A 596-nucleotide genomic window follows, 5' to 3' on the forward strand; every position below is an offset into this window, starting at 1 on the left:
CTCCATGACCCAGCCTCCCGGCGGCAAAGGCCAGCGGCTCCACCCCGACGTGCTCAAGCTGGGCCTGGTGAGCCTTCTCACCGACATCAGCTCGGAGATGATCTTCTCGGTGTTCGCCGTCTTCTTCACCACTGTGGCGGGCGCCTCCAGCGCGCTCCTGGGGCTCATCGAGGGACTGGCGGATCTCTCCGCCTCATCGCTCAACTACCTCGCCGGCTGGCTGTCGGACCGCAGCGGCCGGCGCAAGTGGTTTGCAGGCGCCGGCTATGGCTTCTCCACGCTGGCCAAGCTGATCCTGCTGGTGTCCTCGTCCGTGACGGGCCTGAGCCTGTTTCGCGTCATCGAACGCCTGGGCAAGGGCTTTCGCGGACCGCCGCGCGATGCGTGGCTTTCTTCCATCGCGGACAGGCGCTCGCGCGGCTATGCCTTCGGCGTGCACAAGGCGCTCGACAAGTCGGGGGCCGTGKTGGGGCCGCTCGTCGCCTACGGCCTGCTGTCCTGGCTGGGCGAGTCCGCCAGCACCTACCGCACGCTCTTCCTGGTGGCCTTCGTGCCCGCCGTCATCAGCCTGGCGGTGCTCGCGCGCATCCCGGAGC

General features: G+C 68.6%; 1 protein-coding gene. It reads left to right on the forward strand.

The features are described 5' to 3' along the window. The coding region (locus AC1DTN_RS38510; RefSeq protein ID WP_477925460.1) for an MFS transporter at positions 1-596 on the forward strand (596 nt) is incomplete at both ends.

It is taken from the genome of Rhizobium sp. 01T444 (assembly GCF_056398305.1).